11 protein-coding genes and 1 pseudogene are annotated in these 14,786 nt (G+C 73.6%); 8 read left to right on the top strand and 4 right to left on the bottom strand.

The annotated features are described in order from the left end of the window. A pseudogene (locus E1291_RS42390) lies at positions 1-343 on the top strand (hypothetical protein); the annotation flags it as partial. Between the two features lie 79 nt (positions 344-422). Here E1291_RS42390 and E1291_RS30535 read toward each other — a convergent pair. Beyond that, complete coding sequence (locus tag E1291_RS30535) at positions 423-815, bottom strand: DUF5319 domain-containing protein (RefSeq protein ID WP_131741542.1); 393 nt, start codon at positions 813-815, stop codon at positions 423-425. A gap of 306 nt (positions 816-1,121) precedes the next feature. Here E1291_RS30535 and guaB point away from each other — a divergent pair, with 306 nt between their 5' ends. From guaB to E1291_RS30550, 3 genes are all read left to right on the top strand, one after another. Further along, the gene (gene guaB / locus E1291_RS30540; RefSeq protein ID WP_131741543.1) at positions 1,122-2,618 is read left to right on the top strand and encodes an IMP dehydrogenase; all 1,497 of its coding nucleotides are present in this window, start codon (positions 1,122-1,124) and stop codon (positions 2,616-2,618) included. Positions 2,619-2,803: 185 nt separating this feature from the next. Continuing rightward, positions 2,804-3,919: a GuaB3 family IMP dehydrogenase-related protein gene (locus tag E1291_RS30545; protein WP_131741551.1), complete on the top strand. Its 1,116-nt coding sequence runs from the start codon at positions 2,804-2,806 to the stop codon at positions 3,917-3,919. A gap of 88 nt (positions 3,920-4,007) precedes the next feature. After that, positions 4,008-5,744, top strand: a complete 1,737-nt coding sequence (locus E1291_RS30550; protein WP_131741544.1) for a glycerol-3-phosphate dehydrogenase/oxidase — start codon at positions 4,008-4,010, stop codon at positions 5,742-5,744. Positions 5,745-5,748: 4 nt separating this feature from the next. Here E1291_RS30550 and E1291_RS30555 read toward each other — a convergent pair whose 3' ends face one another. Further along, a complete protein-coding gene (locus E1291_RS30555; protein WP_131741545.1) occupies positions 5,749-6,423 on the bottom strand; it encodes a TetR/AcrR family transcriptional regulator in 675 nt (224 codons plus the stop codon). A 260-nt stretch (positions 6,424-6,683) separates the two neighbouring features. Between E1291_RS30555 and E1291_RS30560 the strand changes: the two genes are divergently transcribed. The 3 genes from E1291_RS30560 (at position 6,684) to E1291_RS30570 (ending at position 10,587) form a co-directional block, all read left to right on the top strand. Beyond that, positions 6,684-8,273 carry a succinic semialdehyde dehydrogenase gene (locus E1291_RS30560; protein ID WP_131741546.1) on the top strand — a complete coding sequence of 530 codons (1,590 nt, stop codon included), beginning with the start codon at positions 6,684-6,686 and terminating at the stop codon, positions 8,271-8,273. 9 nt (positions 8,274-8,282) lie between these two features. Then, on the top strand, positions 8,283-10,055 hold the full coding sequence (locus E1291_RS30565; protein WP_131741547.1) for an FAD-dependent oxidoreductase: 1,773 nt from the start codon (positions 8,283-8,285) through the stop codon (positions 10,053-10,055). Positions 10,056-10,116: 61 nt separating this feature from the next. Beyond that, positions 10,117-10,587 (top strand): hypothetical protein, encoded by a 471-nt coding sequence (locus tag E1291_RS30570; RefSeq protein WP_131741548.1) that lies wholly within the window; start codon positions 10,117-10,119, stop codon positions 10,585-10,587. A gap of 71 nt (positions 10,588-10,658) precedes the next feature. On the opposite strand, the gene E1291_RS30575 is transcribed toward E1291_RS30570, so the two are convergent. Next, positions 10,659-11,576 carry a zinc metalloprotease gene (locus E1291_RS30575; RefSeq protein WP_131741549.1) on the bottom strand — a complete coding sequence of 306 codons (918 nt, stop codon included), beginning with the start codon at positions 11,574-11,576 and terminating at the stop codon, positions 10,659-10,661. Positions 11,577-11,757: 181 nt separating this feature from the next. On the opposite strand from E1291_RS30575, the gene E1291_RS30580 reads away from it, so the two are divergent. Continuing rightward, positions 11,758-12,492: a DNA alkylation repair protein gene (locus tag E1291_RS30580; protein WP_165495360.1), complete on the top strand. Its 735-nt coding sequence runs from the start codon at positions 11,758-11,760 to the stop codon at positions 12,490-12,492. 39 nt (positions 12,493-12,531) lie between these two features. On the opposite strand, the gene E1291_RS44270 is transcribed toward E1291_RS30580, so the two are convergent. After that, on the bottom strand, positions 12,532-14,786 hold a 2,255-nt coding region (locus E1291_RS44270; protein WP_242614472.1), incomplete at its 5' end, for a tetratricopeptide repeat protein.

Below are 14,786 nucleotides of genomic sequence, written 5' to 3' on the forward strand. Positions count from 1 at the left end.
CCCGCAGCGCGGCCGTCCCCGCGCCGACCGTCCCACGGCCGCCGACCGTCCCGCGGCCGGCCGCCCCACCGCCGGCGGCCCGCCCGCCGCGACCGAAAGACCCCCGGCCGGCCCGGTCCGCCCGGACTTCGAGCGCTTCAAGCGGGACATGGAGCGTCTCCTGGACCAGCAGCCGCCCCGCCCCGTCCCCGGCCCGGGCCCCGAGACCTTCGCCGGGCGGCCCCGGCCGGGCCTCAGGTCACCGACCGGCCCCGGCGACGACACCCGCCGCTTCCTCGACGACCTGCGCCGCCGTCACCGGCACGTCACCGTCTACGGCCACGACCCGTTCGCGGGCCCCTGACCCCCGTCCCGCATCGCGCCCCGGCCGTCCCGGTCGCGGGCGGCGGGACGGGCCCGGCCGCGCGACATCGGCGCGGGCGCTACTGGTCGCCTTCGCGGCCCTCTTCGCTGTCGATCACGCCGTCCACGTACCCGCGGGCGTACTCCCAGCTCACGTAGTCGACGGGGTCGGGGGAGAGGGCGGGCTCGTGCACCCGGGGCAGGCCCTGGTCGAGCAGGTGCCGCAGGTTGCCGTGCAGCAGCTCCCAGTCGATGTAGTGGAGCTTGCCGCAGTCGCCGCAGTCGACGGTGAGCCCGCGCACGCCGAGCGGCTCCAGCAGGGCCCGGAAGACCTCCAGATCGGCGAGGTCGGCCAGCACGTCCTCCCGCTCGGCGACGCTGAGCGGCGCCGCGTCGTCGCCGAGGTCGCCGAGCGACGCCGCCGGATCCTCCGGATCTCCGGCGAACGGGTCGAGCGGGGCATCGTCGTGCACACACCCACGCTACTGCGGGACGCACCGCCAGGTGCACCCCCCGCTCCCCTCCGTGCGCGAACAATCGCGGTCCGTGCCCGTAGATCGGGGTCCGCCGCCGGGAATGCCGGGACTCGCCGGGCTTGTTGATCGATGTCATCGGCGGACGCGGTCCGCGCGACCGTCCGGTGGCCGCACCCCGGGGTGTCACCAAGGCCACGCGTGCTTGGTCCACAACAGCCCGTCCGGCCGGGTCCGCACGCCCTACCATGGGGACAGGGTCGCGATGACCTGGCCCGATACCGTCACCACTACGGGAAGGTAGTCATGAACCCCGCAGCCGAGCCCGCCAAGTTCCTCCCGCAGGGCCTGACCTTCGACGACGTGCTGCTGCTGCCGGGCTATTCCGACCTGCAGCCGGGCGAGGCCGACACGACGACCCGGCTGACGCGCGAGATCTCGCTGCGGATCCCCCTGGTGTCGGCCGCCATGGACACCGTGACCGAGGCCCGGACGGCCGTCGCGATGGCCCGCCAGGGCGGGATCGGCGTGCTGCACCGCAACATGGCGATCGAGGAGCAGGCCGAGCAGGCCGACCGGGTCAAGCGGTCCGAGGCCGGGATGATCACCAATCCGGTGACCTGCCTGCCCGACGCGACCCTCGCCGACGTCGAGGAGCTGTGCGCCCGCTACCGGATCTCCGGCGTGCCGGTCACCGACGTGCGCGGCGTGCTGGTCGGCATCGTGACCAACCGCGACATGCGCTTCGAGACCGACCCGTCCCGCCCGGTGCGCCAGGTCATGACCCCGATGCCGCTGGTCACCGCGCCGGTCGACGTCACCCGCGAGGAGGCGTTCCGGCTGCTGGCGGGCAACAAGGTGGAGAAGCTCCCCCTGGTGGACGGCGAGGGCCGGCTCCGCGGCCTGATCACCACCAAGGACTTCACCAAGAGCGAGAAGTACCCCGACTCCACCAAGGACGCCGACGGCAGGCTCCTGGTCGCCGCCGCCGTCGGGGTCGGCCCGGACGCGCTGCAGCGCGCCCAGGCGCTGATCGACGCGGGCACCGACGTGATCATCGTCGACACCGCGCACGGCCACTCCAAGGGCGTCGCCGACACCATCGCCGCGATCAAGGCGAACTCCGGCGTCCAGGTCGTCGGCGGCAACGTCGCCACCGAGGCCGGGGCGAAGGTCCTGGTCGACGCGGGCGCCGACGCCGTCAAGGTGGGCGTCGGCCCCGGCTCGATCTGTACCACCCGCGTCGTCGCCGGGGTCGGCGTGCCGCAGATCACCGCGATCAACGAGGCGGCCCGCGCCGCCCGCGCGGCCGGCGTGCCCGTCATCGGCGACGGCGGCCTCCAGTACTCCGGCGACATCGCCAAGGCCATCGTCGCCGGCGCCGACACCGTGATGCTCGGCAGCCTGCTCGCCGGCATCGAGGAGTCGCCCGGCGAGCTGATCTTCGTCCACGGCAAGCAGTACAAGTCGTACCGCGGCATGGGCTCGCTCGGCGCGATGCGCAACCGCGAGCGCGGCGGGTCCTTCTCCAAGGACCGCTACGCGCAGGCCGACGTGTCCAGCGAGGAGAAGCTGATCCCCGAGGGCGTCGAGGGCCAGGTGCCCTACCGCGGCCCGCTCGCCAACGTCGCCCACCAGCTCGTCGGCGGGCTCCACCAGTCGATGTGGTACGCGGGCACCCGCACCGTCCCCGAGCTGCAGGAGCGCGGCCAGCTGATGCGGATCAGCCCCGCCGGGCTGCGCGAGAGCCACCCGCACGACATCCAGATGACCGTCGAGGCGCCCAACTACCAGGGCCGCTGACCCGCTCCGCGTCGCCCGCCCCGGCGGAGCCCGTACGGAGCCCGTCCCCGGTCTGACGTAAGCTCTGCCGGGGCTTGTTCCCGCCGTGGGCGGGAACGATCCGCAAGGTCATCAGGCCGTGCCCGCCGCACCGGGCACGGCCACGCTGGCGCGCGAGGAAGAGGAAGAGCGCAGTGGCTGCTGAGGTGGAGATCGGCCGTGGCAAGAGCGGCCGCCGGGCGTACGCCTTCGACGACATCGGCATCGTGCCGTCGCGCCGTACCCGCGACCCCGAGGAGGTCAGCGTCGCCTGGCAGATCGACGCCTACCGCTTCGAGATGCCGCTGGTCGTCGCGCCGATGGACAGCGTCGTCAGCCCGGCCATCGCCATCGCCGTCGGCCGCCTCGGCGGGCTCGCCGTCCTCGACCTCGAGGGCCTGTGGACCCGCTACGAGGACCCCGCCCCGCTGCTGGCCGAGATCGCCTCGCTGGACGACGTCCGCGCCACCCACCGGCTCCAGGAGATCTACTCCGAGCCGATCAAGCAGGAGCTGATCGGCCGCCGGATCGAGGAGATCCGCTCCGCCGGGGTGACCGTCGCCGCCCGGCTGTCGCCGCAGCGCACCGCGCAGTTCCACAAGGCCGTCATCGACGCCGGCGTCGACCTGTTCGTGATCCGCGGCACCACCGTCTCCGCCGAGCACGTCTCCGGACGGCACGAGCCGCTCAACCTCAAGCAGTTCATCTACGACCTCGACGTCCCCGTCATCGTCGGCGGCTGCTCCACCTACACCGCCGCCCTGCACCTGATGCGCACCGGCGCCGCCGGCGTCCTGGTCGGCTTCGGCGGCGGCTCCGGGCACACCACCCGGACCGTCCTCGGCGTCGCCGTCCCGATGGCCACCGCCGTCGCCGACGTCGCCGCCGCCCGCCGCGACTACATGGACGAGTCCGGCGGGCGCTACGTGCACGTGATCGCCGACGGCGGCATGACCAACAGCGGCGACATCGCCAAGGCGTTCGCCTGCGGCTCCGACGCGGTCATGGTCGGCTCCCCGTTCGCCCGCTCCACCGAGGCGCCCGGCCGCGGCTACCACTGGGGCAGCGAGGCCCACCACGGGGACGTCCCCCGCGGCACCCGCCTCGACCTCGGCACCATCGGCACGATGGAGCAGATCCTGCACGGCCCGTCCCGCGTCGCCGACGGCTCCATGAACCTGATCGGCGCGCTCCGCCGGGCCATGGCGACGTCCGGGTACACCGAGCTGAAGGAGTTCCAGCGCGTCCAGGTCGTCGTCGCGCCCCGCCGGCTCGGCGACTGAGGGGGCCCTGACCGGCGGTCGGCGGGGATCCGTCCCTACTGTTGGGTAGGTAGAGCACGTAGACCGACGCGCATTGGGGGGATGGACGATGACGGGATCACCGGTGACCGGCCTCGGCAGCTCGCGGCTCGGCCCGGCCGAACGGGTCGCCGCGCTGGAGCGGATGTCCCGCGAGGAGTTCGACGTCGTGGTCGTCGGCGGCGGGATCGTCGGCGCGGGCGCCGCGCTCGACGCCGTCACCCGCGGGCTGTCGGTCGCCGTCGTCGAGGCCCGCGACTTCGCCTCGGGCACCTCGTCCCGCTCGTCCAAGCTCATCCACGGCGGGCTCCGCTACCTGGAGCAGTACAACTTCGACCTCGTCCGGGAGGCGCTGGCCGAGCGCAGCCTGCTCCTCCAGCAGATCGCGCCGCACCTGGTCCGCCCCGTGCCGTTCCTGCTCCCGACCACCCACCGCGTCTGGGAGCGCGGCTACTTCGGCGCCGGTGTCGCCCTCTACGACGCGCTCGCGTTCCAGATGGGCAGCACCCGCGGCGTCCCCCACCACCGGCACCTGACCAGGCGCGGCGCGCTGCGGCTCGCCCCGTCCCTGCGCAGGGACGCCTTCGCCGGCGCGATCCAGCTGTGGGACGCGCAGGTCGACGACGCCCGCTTCGTCATGATGGTCCTGCGGACGGCCGCGCAGTACGGCGCGCAGATCGCGTCCCGCACCCAGTGCGTCGGCTTCCTCCGCGAGGGCGAGCGCGTCACCGGGCTGCGCGTCCGCGACCTGGAGGCCGGCACCACCAGCGAGGTCCGCGCCAAGCAGGTCGTCAACGCCACCGGGGTCTGGACGGACGACATACAGGAACTCGTCGGCGGACGCGGCCAGATCCACGTCAAGGCGTCCAAGGGCATCCACCTCGTCGTCCCCAAGGACCGCATCCACTCCGCGACCGGCATCCTGCTGCGCACCGAGAAGTCGGTCCTGTTCGTCATCCCCTGGGGCCGGCACTGGATCATCGGGACCACCGACACCGCCTGGGACCTCGACAAGGCCCACCCCGCCGCGTCCCGCGCCGACATCGACTACGTCCTCGAACACGTCAACTCCGTCCTGTCCACCCCCCTCACCCACGACGACGTCGAAGGCGTCTACGCCGGCCTCCGCCCGCTGCTCACCGGCGAGACCGACGAGACCTCCAAGCTGTCCCGCGAGCACGTCGTCGCCCACCCCGTCCCCGGCCTCGTCCTCGTCGCGGGCGGCAAGTACACCACCTACCGGGTCATGGCCAAGGACGCCATCGACGCCGTCGCCCACGGCCTCGACGGCAAGGTCGCCGAGTCCTGCACCGACCGCGTCCCGCTCGTCGGCGGCGACGGCTTCCAGGCCATGTGGAACGCCCGCCACCGCCTCGCCGCCCGTTCCGGCCTGCACGTCGCGCGCATCGAGCACCTCCTGCGCCGGCACGGCACGCTCGTCGACGATCTCCTCGAACTGATCTCCGGCAAGCCCGACCTGGGCAAACCCCTGACCGGAGCGGACGACTACCTCCGCGCCGAGATCGTCTACGCGGCCTCGCACGAGGGCGCCCGCCACCTCAACGACGTCCTCGCCCGCCGCACCCGCATCTCCATCGAGACCTGGGACCGCGGCGTCCGCGTCGCCCAGGAGGCCGCAGACCTCCTCGCCCCCGTCCTGGGCTGGTCCAAGAAGCAGCGCGACCGCGAGATCGAGTACTACCGCAAACGCGTCGAAGCGGAACGCGCCTCCCAAACCCAGGAAGACGACCAGGAGGCCAACGCCCACCGCCGGGGAGCCCCCGAAATCGTCCCCATGGCTCTGTGACCCGCTACCCCGGGGTGTGGGGGTCGTCCCCCAGGTAGATGAGAGCTCTGCCCGTGGAGTACAGGTCCGCGGGGACTCGGTCGGGGTCCAGGAGGTGCTGGAAGGCCAGGCCCAGGTCCAGGGCCAGGGCCAGGGTCGCGCGTTCCGTGGAGGGGACGCCGGAGGGGGGCCGGGTGGGGGCGTCGTCCAGGGCGCTGGCCAGGCGGGCTCGGCGTTCGGCGTACCAGTCGGCGATGCGCCAGCCGGCGGCGTAGTCGCGCATGCCGTACAGCCAGAACTCCATGAGCAGGAGCGCGAGCATGCGCGGGCGGTCGGCGGACGGGTCGGGGGCGGCGGTGCGGCCGGGGCGGGGCAGGGGGGCCTCGCCCGCGGGGACGGCGGCGGCGAGCAGCTCGTCACAGACCTCGGTGCCGCCGCGGTCGCGGGTGAAGCGTTCGAGGAGGGCGAGCAGCAGGTCGGTCTTGCCGGCGAAGTTGGAGTAGACGGCGCCCTTGGTCAGCCCCGCCGCGGCCGCGATGTCGTCCAGCGAGGCGCCGTGGATGCCGCGTTCGGCCCACAGGCGTTCGGCCGCGCCGAGCAGCGCGGTGCGCGTCTGCTCGCGCCGGTCCCGGCGGCGCCCCCGGGCGCCCGGTTCTGCCGCCTCACCCTCGGGCCGGTGGTCGCCGTGGGTGTCGTTCATGTGCACGTTGCTCCCCTTCGGGCTGTGGGCGCGCGACCACGGCCCCCGGACGTTGCGGCAGCGGACGTCCGGGGGCCGTGAGTGAGGCGCCGGTGTCTTCCTGGTTCCCGGGATACACCGGCCGCGCATGGTCAGTCACGGAGTTGCCGACACCGGCCGTCTTGGAACGGTCCGGTCCCTGCCGGGCCCGGCGGGGCGCCGGCGGCAGGGCTCGTTACTTGCGGGTAGCAAAAATGGCCGGGGGGTCATATTCTGTGCACATGGCAACCCCGACGGTCCCTGCCGGAGGCGCCGCGGAGCGCGCGCCGCACGCCCTTCCCGGCGCGACGGCCGACCGGCTGGCCGCGCACATCGTCGCGGCCGGCGGGCGGACGGCCGTGATCCCCGCGCCGTTCACCGGCGAGCCCCTCGCGACCGTGCCGATATCGGACGCGGACGACGTCCGCGCGGCGTACGAGCGGGCGCGGGCGGCGCAGCGGGCGTGGGCGCGGCGGTCCCCGCGCGAGCGCGCCGAGCCCTTCCTGAGGCTCGCCGACGCGCTGGTCGCCCGGCGCGAGGAGATCCTGGACATCATCCAGCTGGAGACCGGCAAGGCGCGCCGGCACGCGATGGAGGAGTTCCTCGACGTGGCGCTGTGCTCGCTGTACTACGCGCGCCGCGCGCCGCGGCTGCTGCGGCCGCGGCGGCGGCAGGGCATGATGCCGGGGCTCACCCGCGTCCGGGAGCTGCGGCACCCGAAGGGCGTCGTCGGGCTGATCTCGCCGTGGAACTATCCGTTCGGGCTGGGCGCCGGCGACATCGCGCCCGCGCTGATGGCGGGCAACGCGGTCGTCCACAAACCGGACACGCAGACCTGCCTGTCCAGCCTGTGGGTCCTGGACCTGCTGGTCGCGCTGGGGCTGCCGCGCGACGTGTGGCAGATCGTGGTGGGCGACCCGGCCGACATCGGCGATCCGCTGGTCGACGGCGCCGACTACGTGTCCTTCACCGGGTCCACGCGCGGCGGGACGGCCATCGCCGAGCGGGTCGCGCCGCGGCTGACCGGCTACTCGCTGGAGCTCGGCGGCAAGAACCCGATGATCGTGATGGCGGACGCCGACGTCGAGCGCACGGCGCGCGGCGCGGTCCGGGCGTGCTTCACCAACGCCGGGCAGCTGTGCATCTCGATCGAGCGGATGTACGTGCACGAGGACGTCTACGACCGGTTCGTCCCCCGGTTCGTGGAGCTGGCCAAGGGCATGCGGCTCGGGACGGGCCTGGACTTCGAGGCCGAGATGGGCTCGCTGACCCACCGGCGGCAGCTGGAGGCGGTGACCCGGCACGTCGACCAGGCCGTCGAGCGGGGCGCGACCGTCCTGGCGGGCGGGAGGGCGCGTCCGGACGTCGGCCCACTCTTCTACGAGCCGACGGTCCTCGCGGACGTCACCGGCGACATGGACCTGTACGGTGACGAGACGTTCGGGCCGGTCGTCGCGGTGTACCGGTACCGGGACGAGGACGACGCGATCGCCCGCGCCAACGACACCCCGTACGGGCTGAACGCCTCGGTGTGGACGCGGGACGTCGCGCGGGGCCGCCGCGTCGCCGCGAGGATCCAGGCGGGCTCGGTCAACGTCAACGACGGCTACGGCGCCGCGTACGCGTCCTACGACGCGCCGATGGGCGGCATGAAGCGCTCGGGGGTCGGGCGCCGCCACGGCGCCGACGGCCTGCTGAGGTTCACCGAGGTGCAGACGATCGCGAGCCAGCACCTGATGGACCTCGAACCGCCCGGCCGTCTCGGCTACGACACCTTCGCCGGCGCGATGGCCACCGGCGTCAAGGTCATGAAGAGGCTGCGGATCAAGTAGGGGTCGCCCGTGGAGCACGACTTCGACGTCCTCGTCGTGGGTTCGGGGTTCGGCGGCAGCGTGACGGCGCTGCGGCTGACGGAGAAGGGGTACCGGGTCGGGGTGATCGAGGCGGGCCGCCGCTTCGACACGAACCCGTCGGGCGCCCCCGGGACCCGTTATCCGGAGCTGCCCAAGACGAACTGGCGCGTCGCCCGTTACCTGTGGGCGCCCGCGCTCGGCCTGACCGGGATGCAGCGAATCCACCTGATCCGCGGCGCGCGGTCGAGCCGCGTCCTGGTGCTGGCGGGCGCGGGAGTGGGCGGCGGGTCGCTGAACTACGCCAACACGCTGTACGTCCCGCCCGAGCCGTTCTTCACCGACCGGCAGTGGGCTCACATAACCGACTGGCGGGACGAGCTCGCGCCCCACTACGACCAGGCCCGGCGGATGCTCGGCGTCGTGCGGAACCCGACCCTGACCGAGGCCGACAAGGTGCTGAGGAAGGTCGCCGACCGGATGGGCGCGGGCGGCACGTTCGTCAGGACGCCGGTCGGGGTGTTCTTCGGGCGCGGCGCCGCGATCGAGTCCGCCGACCCGTTCTTCGGCGGGGCGGGCCCGCGCCGCCGCGGGTGCCTGGAGTGCGGCGAGTGCATGACCGGCTGCCGGCACGGCGCCAAGAACATGCTCACCGAGAACTACCTGTACCTGGCGGAGCGGGCCGGTGCCCGCGTCATGCCGCTGAGCCGGGTCACCCGGGTGGCGCCGCGCGCGGGGGGCGGCTACGAGGTCGGCATCGTCCGGACGGGGTCGTTCGGGCGCCACCGCAGGACGCTCACGGCCCGGGAGGTCGTCTTCGCCGCGGGGACGTACGGCACGCAGAAGCTGCTGCACACGCTGAAGTCGACCGGCGCGCTGCCGCGGCTGTCGGACCGCCTCGGCGAGCTGACGCGCACGAACTCCGAGGCGATCCTCGGCGCGGGCCGCCGGCACGGCGCGCCGGGCCCGGACTTCTCGGCCGGGGTGGCGATCACGTCATCGTTCCATCCAACGCCGGACACCCACATCGAGCCGGTCCGCTATGGCCGCGGCTCGAACCTGCTCGCCGGCCTGCAGACCCTGCTGGTGGACGGCGACCGGCCGGGGGAGCGGCACGTCCCCCGGCTTCGCCGGTTCGCGCGCGCGGCGCTGCGCCGGCCGCGCGACCTCGCGCGGCTGTTCGACGTGCGGTGCTGGTCGGAGCGCACGGTGATCGCGCTCGTCATGCAGACCCGCGACAACTCGATCACGCTGCGGCCCCGGCGGGGCCCGTTCGGCTGGGGCGTGCGCGCCTCGGCCGGGCACGGCGAGCCCAACCCGACCTGGATCCCGGAAGGGCACGCCGCCACGCGGCTGATCGGCGAAGAGATCGGCGGCGTCGCGGGCGGCACCTGGGGTGACCTGTTCGACGTCCCGATGACCGCGCACTTCCTCGGCGGCTGCGTGATCGGCGACTCCGCCGAGTCGGGCGTGATCGACCCCTACCACCGTGTCTACGGACACCCGGGCCTGCACGTCGTGGACGGGTCGGCGGTCTCGGCGAACCTCGGCGTCAACCCGTCCCTGACGATCACCGCGCAGGCGGAGCGGGCCATGTCGCTGTGGCCGAACCGGGGCGAGGCGGACCCGCGCCCGGGGCTCGGCGCCGCGTACCGCAGGCTGGACCCGGTGGCGCCGCGGAACCCGGTGGTGCCGGCGGGCGCCCCGGCGGCGCTGCGGCCGCCCGTCGCCGGGACCGGACGACCGGATCGGTGCCCAGAATGAGGGAAAGGTCGCGACTCTCCGTGAACGAGCGCGGCGGGTCACGCGGACGTACCGTGCGGGTATGCGCGCGACCATCCCCCTTGCCGCGGTGCTGGGCGTCCCCCTCGTCCTGATCCCGCCCTCCGGCGCCGCGCGGGCCGCCCGGCCCCCCGCCGAGCCCCCCGCCCGGGCCGCCGTCCGCACGCCGGCCCAGGTGCTGCCCATGACCGCCGGGCTCCGCGGTGAACTCGCCCGGCTCTACGACCACGACCACAACGCCGGGCACTATCGAAGGCTCGTGGTGGAGAGGTCGGGTGCCCACTACGGGCGTGTGGGGAATCGCTATTACGCCGTACTGGGGCTCTGGTACCGCGACAGCCCGGCCAAGAACACCGATGCCGGGACCGCGTTCACCAGGTCCGGGCCCAAGGGCCAGTGGACGGTCAGCATGGTGGACGGGGCGTACGACCCCTGTGCACGACCGGCGCCCGAGCCGCTGATGCGCGCCTGGGGCATGCGCCTTGCCAAGTGCTCCGGCACCGCGTCCTCCTGACCGGGGCCGTATGAGCACGGCCGGGACACGGGCGCTCTGCCGGTGCCCCGGGCCGTGCTCAGGAACAGCGCCTACGCCCGGTAGGCGGCCCACTGGTCGTGCATGCGCTGGTTCTGGCCCGGCGTGAACTCGGTCATGCACGAGTCGTAGCCGTAGTCCATGTAGTTGTGGATCGGGTCCACGCCCGGCGAGGAACAGGTGTCGCGGCCGGTCGGGCAGCCGTTGGCGGGGCTCTGCTCGGCCGGGGTGTCGGCGACGCTGTCACCGGCGCCACTGCACCCGCCCTGGAACGTGTGGTACAGCCCCAGCCAGTGCCCCACCTCGTGGGTTCCGGTGTCACCCTCGTTGTAGTTGGTGAGGGTGCCGCCCGGCAGGCTCTGGTAGTGGATGACGACGCCGTCCAACTTGGGCTTGGCCTTGTAGTCACTGGGGAACGTGGCCCAGCCGAGCAGGCTGTTGCCCAGATTCGCGGTGTACAGGTTGAGGTCCTGGGCGCCGCCGACGCGCAGCGAGTTCTTCATCTGCGACTCGTAGCGCTGCGGGTCGTTGAACCAGGTGGCGTTGTTGGTCCGCTTGATCTCGGCGAGCGTGAACGTGACGCCGCTCGGCGCGTACGCATTGTTCAGGACTTCGAGCTGCTTGGTGAACGTGGCGTCCGGGACGTTCCCCGCGCTGCCGTAGACGACCTGGAAGTGCACCCGGACGGTCGCCGCGGCGGCCTTCGCCCGCGTGGCCGCGCTGAGCCCGCCGAGGCGGTCGTGGAAGTCCTTCTCCATCGCCGCGACCTTGGCGGCGCCGGGCTGGTTCCGCTCGGTGACGTGGGAGCCCGCCTTCACGCGCGCCTGCGCGGGCGCGTCCGCCCGTCCGTCACAGCGGGTGGACGAGGCGGACGCCACGGCGGGGGCGGACGCCACGGCGACGGCGGGCGCGTACGCGGTGAACGCGGCGAGCAGGCCGGTGACGGCGGTGGCGATTCCAGCGCGTTTCATGCAACTCCTTGGGGGGCGGCGCGCCGTGGGTGCGCGCGGTGGGAGCGGAGTCATCGCTGAAACCAGAGTGATAGCCACTAGCTGGAGCGTCTTTAGCAAACCTGGACGAACGAGTACAGAATTGGCGCAAGGGCGTGCCGTAGCGCGGTCACGGGGCCGCCGCGGGCGTATCGTGACCGGCGTGAACGTCGAGGACGAGGCGGCCCGCATCCTGGCGGACCTGCGCGCCGTGGCCGACCCCGAGCGGGCCGCGAGCGAGCGCCGCTACCTGAAGAGCGACCTCGCGCACATCGGCGTGCCCGTTCCCGCGCTGCGGAAGGTGGCGCTGGCGGCGGTGCGCACGCCGCCCGAGCGCGTCGAGCTGGTCGCCCTCGCCGAGACGCTGTGGGCGGTGCGCGACGGCGGTCGTCCCGTGCACGAGGCGCGCATGGCGGCCGTGGAGGTCCTGGCCAAGCGCGCGGCCTTGCTGCAGCCCGGTGACGTGGACATGGCCGAACGGTTCGTCCGGGACTCGGCGAGCTGGGTGTACGTCGACCACATCGCCGAGAAGGTGGTCGGCGGGCTCGTCCTCCGCCACCCCGACCTGGGCGCCAGGCTGGACGCGTGGGTCAGCGACCCCTACATGTGGATTCGCCGCACGGCCGTGCTGGCGTTGCTACCGGGCGTCCGGTCGGGAGCCCCCGACCTGGACCGGATCTCCGGATACGGGGACGCGCTGCTCGGCGAGACCGAGTTCTTCATCAGAAAGGCTCTGGGGTGGGTCCTGCGTGAGCTGTCCAGGAAGGACCCGGCGTGGGTGACGGACTGGGTCGCGGCCCGTACCGGGGGCATCTCCGGCGTGACGATCCGCGAGGCCGTCCGCCATCTCCCGGACGGCGACGCCGCCCGGCTGCTCGCCGCCTACCGGGCGCGGTAGGCGGCCGTCAGGCACGGTGGTCATCAGGCACGGTGGTCATCAAGCACGGAAGGCCGCCCAGACCTGGCGCATACGGGCGCCCTGGCCCGAGGTGAACGACGTCATGCAGGTGTCGTAGCCGTAGTCCATGAAGTTGTGAATCGGGTCATGGCCGGGCTGGGGACAGGTGTCCTTCCCGCCGGGGCAGCCGTTGGTGGGGTCGCGCTCAGGAGGCGTGTCGGCGACCCGGTCGCCCTGGCCGCCGCAGCCGTCCTGGAACGTGTGGTAGAGCCCGAGCCAGTGCCCCACCTCATGGGTGGCGCTGAATCCCCGGTTGAAGTTGTCGATCGGGCCGCCGGGCATGCTGTCGGAATGGATGGTGACGCCGTCCATTTTCGGGCCGGTCCGGTACTTCCACGGGAACGTCGACCAGCCCAGGAGGTCGCCGTCGATATGGACGCTGTACAGATTCAGGGTGTTCCTGCCGCCCCTGTGGAGCCTCGGCTTGTACGTCCTCTCGAACCGGTCCGGCTCGTAGTACCAGCCGCCGTTGTCAGAGCGGTCCACGTGGCGGAGCGCGAAGGAGACCCGGGTGTCGGCGCCGCCGAAGCGCCCGCCGTAGGAGGCGTTGAGGGCACCGATCTGCCGCCGCACCGTCGCGTCCGAGACGTTGCCCGTCGGGCCGTCGTGGATGACGTGGAAGTACACCGGAACGCGGACCGCGCCGCTCCGCCGCCCGGCTCCGGGCACCGGAGCCCGCCGCGCGCCGGCCGTCCCGCCCTCGGCGAGGGCCACCCAGCCGAGGCCGACCAGCGCCACCGCCCGGACGGCGCCGGCGATGTACCGCTCGGAGGTGAAGCCGGTCAGCGCCGACTCGTACAGCCGCCGCGCCTCGGCGAGGTCGCCGCGCAGCCGCGCGACCCGGCCCAGCCCGTGGTGCGCCCCGGCGACCTTGTCGGAGGCGCCCGCCCGCCGGGCCAGCTCGGCGCCGCGCAGGTAGTCGGCGTGCGCCGCGTCCAGCTCACCGGCCTGGACGCGGATGTCGCCGCGCCGGTACAGCAGGTCGGCGGTGTCCTCCAGCGCGCCGATCCGCTCGACCAGCGCGAGCGCCTCGTCCAGCAGGGCCAGCGCCCGGTCCCGGTCGCCGCGCCAGGCGGCGATCTGGGCGAGCGGGTCGAGCGAGTTGGCGACGCCCCACCCGTCGCCGCAGGATCGGAAGCCGCGGACGGCCTCGGCGCACGCCTCCTCGGCCGCGTCCATGTCGCCGCCGAACTGGAGCAGGAAACCGTCGCTCATCCGGATCAGGGCCCGCGACCACGGGTCGGTGCCGATCTGTTTCTCCATGATGGTGACGTCGGTGCGCCGGGGTCCGGCGGTCATCGCCCACAGGACGGCGGTGGCCGCGTAGTCGAGCGTGCGGCCGATGCCCTTCAGCAGCTCCTCGGCCCGGTCGAGCCATCCCTCCGCCCGGTCGGCGGACCCGCCGCCCGACACGGCGTTCACGGCGCACAGCACGAACTCCTCGTGCAGGCCGTCCGGGGGGTCCAGGCCGACGACGCCCATCAGCTCCGTGGCCAGCGACGCGCCCTCGATCCGCCCGCGCAGCCACCAGTACCAGGTCAGGGACGCGACGAGCCGCAGCGCCGTGGCCGGGTCGGCGCGCATGCGGCGGCGCAGCGCCGCGTGCAGGTTGCCGTGGTCGGCGGCGAGCCGCTCCAGCCACTCCAGCTGGTCGGCGCCGCGCAGGTGCGGGTCGGCGCGGCGCGCCAGATCGAGGAAGTACGCGGCGTGCCGGCGCTCGATCCGGTCCGTCTCGCCCGCCTCGTCGAGCCGCTCGGCGCAGAACGCGCGGACGGTGTCGAGCATCCGGTACCGGGTCCCGTCGGACTGCAGCAGCGACTTGTCGGTCAGCTCCGCGAGCAGCTCGTCGGCGTCGGGCAGGTCGCACACCCGCTCGGCGGCCTCCAGGGTCAGCCCGCCGGTGAACACGGTCAGCCGCCGCGCGAGGGTCTGCTCCGCCGTGCCCAGCAGATCCCAGCTCCACTCGACGACCGCGCGGAGCGTCCGGTGGCGCGCCACGGCCGCCCGGTCGCCGCGCGACAGCAGCCGGAACCGGTCGTCCAGCCGCGTGGCGACCTGCGCGACGGGCAGCGACCGCAGCCGCGCGGCGGCCAGCTCCAGCGCCAGCGGCAGCCCGTCCAGCGCCGTGCAGATCCGCAGCACGGCGGCGAGGTTGCCCTCGTCCACGGCGAAGCCGGGCCGGACCGCCGCGGCCCGGTCGGCGAACAGCCGCACCGCCGGGTACCGGACGGCCT

Origin of the sequence: Actinomadura roseirufa (genome assembly GCF_900659635.1) — a bacterium.
GTDB lineage: Bacteria > Actinomycetota > Actinomycetes > Streptosporangiales > Streptosporangiaceae > Spirillospora > Spirillospora roseirufa.

Coding starts and splice junctions, on each gene's coding strand:
- E1291_RS30575 (WP_131741549.1), bottom strand. CDS start 11,576: ATGAAACGCGCTGGAATCGCCACCGCCGTCACCGGCCTGCTCGCCGCG.
- E1291_RS30550 (WP_131741544.1), top strand. CDS start 4,008: ATGACGGGATCACCGGTGACCGGCCTCGGCAGCTCGCGGCTCGGCCCG.
- E1291_RS30560 (WP_131741546.1), top strand. CDS start 6,684: ATGGCAACCCCGACGGTCCCTGCCGGAGGCGCCGCGGAGCGCGCGCCG.
- guaB (WP_131741543.1), top strand. CDS start 1,122: ATGAACCCCGCAGCCGAGCCCGCCAAGTTCCTCCCGCAGGGCCTGACC.
- E1291_RS30555 (WP_131741545.1), bottom strand. CDS start 6,423: ATGAACGACACCCACGGCGACCACCGGCCCGAGGGTGAGGCGGCAGAA.
- E1291_RS30570 (WP_131741548.1), top strand. CDS start 10,117: ATGCGCGCGACCATCCCCCTTGCCGCGGTGCTGGGCGTCCCCCTCGTC.